The organism is Marinilabilia salmonicolor JCM 21150, from assembly GCF_000259075.1.
GTDB lineage: Bacteria > Bacteroidota > Bacteroidia > Bacteroidales > Marinilabiliaceae > Marinilabilia > Marinilabilia salmonicolor.
In genome coordinates, this window is record NZ_AJKI01000047.1 from 1 (window position 1) to 2,460 (window position 2,460).

A 2,460-nucleotide genomic window follows, 5' to 3' on the forward strand; every position below is an offset into this window, starting at 1 on the left:
TGAGCAAAGGGCGGAACTTCGAAAACGTCTGGCCTATCCAATTATGCGTGCTTTTGAAAAATGGATTGAAGGATATTATCCGAAAACACTTGCAGGCGGAAGAATGAGCAGAGCATTGACTTATACATACAATCTTTTCATGCGGTTGTCCCGCTATCATCTTGATGGGCGATACCTACCAGATAATAACCTGGCCGAAAATGCCATCAGGCCTCTGGCTATTGGAAGAAAAGGATATTTGTTTTGTGGTAACCATGACGCTGCAGAGAATGCAGCCATCATGTATTCTTTACTGGGATGCTGCAAAGCCAGTGATGTTAATCCCAGAGAATGGCTTACCGATGTGTTTGCCAAACTTCCGCAGTACAACCGTAATTACGATTTAGATCTGGCCGATCTTTTGCCACACAATTGGAAAAAATCCAACGATTGCCAGAATTTTCCGGAAAGCTCCAACTGATTCCAACAAATTCTAAGAGATTCCAGTAGAACTTGGAAAAATCTAATTCCCAGGCCGGTACCCCCGGGCTGGGAAAATTTCTTACTTTTACATTACGTGGGAGGCCGAGGGCTTACATCTAATCAGCTCGTTGTGCATGGTTATTTATCAACCTAAACAATTTTCGCTCGAATTTATTCCGTTATCAATCTTTGCGAATCTTTCAGAAACGAGACTCGAATTTCAAGCTGTTAGAAACCATATTTTATTCGCGTTTTTTTTCGTTATCAACCAATTTATTGCGTAAAAATCCAAGTGAGTTGAAGGTCAGCGGGCTTTCGACCCGTGATGATGTTTCAACCACTATCCGACTCATTACAAACCGCGCATCCATGCCCTTAATCGGTCTAAGATCCCGAAGACAGTCTGCCTCACGGTTTACCCCTTTACGAAGTGTTGGGGGGGTCCTGCCTCTCCTTAGGATACGAAATCCCTGCGATTGGTACACTTTACCCGGGAGCTTCAACCGATAATGGTTTACCCTGTGAAATAGTATGCTAATACTAAATTTCATGGGGCTGCACCATACATCCGTTGTCCCGGTAGGATACTATTGGAAGAACAATAGGTTTTATCAAGGCCATTGCCTTGTAAAACAATTATATAGAGCGACTTCGTGTCGCAACAACATCCCGGCTATATGCGCCTGGCCCGTGGCTTTCAGACCAGCTGTGGATTTATCAGCTTGAAAGCATGGTTGAGGGTAAAACGAAACCCTCAATAAGCTGTGGATGCCAGGGCTGGCGTATATAGCTTTGTTAGCACACGTTGTTCATTATCATTTAGTTATAAAACTAATCAAATAAAATATTATTGCTAAAATTATATAAAGAAAATATGCAGGCATCTTTCTGACTATATTATCATCTGAATATTTTCTCTCTTTCTTTGAATATGTTTTAAAAATTAATTTTTTAATTCTCAATCTACGAGAAATGTACTCAGCTCCAAATGGGAAAAATCCAATAATTATCAATGGTAGAGTATTAATAATAATTGCAACTATCGTTACAATCAATCCTATTATAAATGCTCCAATAATTTTAGAATTGAAATCAATTATTAGATTTTTCTCATCCATTTTAAAGCGTACTGTTCCCCAAGGTAAGTCTCTCTTAATCCAATGGGTATTTATTATTTCTTTATTTTTAAATTTTAGAATTTCATTATTTTTTGTCACATCGTAATTTAAATCTATCAACTCATTTTCAAGTTGATCAATATTAAACTTAATGTCTTTGTTATCAAGATAATCCAATGGGATTTTTTGTGTATATTTTACATTTATCATTCTTTAATTATCTAATCCATTTTTATCAAAGGTTGTAATATCTAATACTTTTAGATTCAAAAATCCACCGAGTTTTAGTCCTTTCTCTCTCTCAAGCTGTATGTGTTATCGGTTTGTGTCATTCAATGTGTGCAATAACGTTGAGTGTATGCGTAGTGGCGGACTTTGGAGCACTTCGCTATCAAACCGAAATGGTGTTGATGCGAGCTACAAACCTTTATATTAAGCACTTTCCCCGCCATTACGTATGACATATTGTGTGTGCCCTGCATGAGCAGCAGCGCACCCACACTGGAAGTTCTGGAGAAAGATTAAAAATACAAATCTTTTTGAAGGAACCATAAAGTGTGAGGTGATTTTATCCAGAGGGTGTAAGTCCCTTATGCGCGAGGGTGACGCCTTGAAGTATTAGCAAGTGGCAAGCTGGTTTACCGTGAGGTATGCAGTGAAGATTATTTGCGATTGATTAATGAGCAAATACCCCGGCAAAAGTCTGTACTGCCCCCGGTACACTTCGTTACGGGGCAGGCGGACAGGTATTACAGGATTAGCATATTCTGTAAGGCGCATATGAGATTATTTGAGACCAAAGAGGGAGCAAATACCGTTCGGGTGAGCAAGCACATCATTGTAAAGCCCAAAGAACACCAAAAGAACAATTGTGTAGATG

The 2,460-nt window shown here is 39.2% G+C and carries 2 protein-coding genes; one reads left to right on the top strand and one right to left on the bottom strand.

What is annotated here, in order from left to right; genetic code table 11:
• The coding region (locus W7W_RS22520) for an IS66 family transposase (protein ID WP_010665229.1) at positions 1-460 on the top strand (460 nt) is incomplete at its 5' end.
• Positions 461-1,277: 817 nt separating this feature from the next.
• Here W7W_RS22520 and W7W_RS0118975 read toward each other — a convergent pair.
• Complete coding sequence (locus W7W_RS0118975; RefSeq protein ID WP_010665230.1) at positions 1,278-1,790, bottom strand: hypothetical protein; 513 nt, start codon at positions 1,788-1,790, stop codon at positions 1,278-1,280.
• Between the last annotated feature and the right edge of the window lie 670 nt (positions 1,791-2,460).

What these genes read in the sequence shown, in the direction of transcription:
- W7W_RS0118975 (WP_010665230.1), bottom strand. Translation starts at nt 1,790, where the DNA reads ATGATAAATGTAAAATATACACAAAAAATCCCATTGGATTATCTTGAT.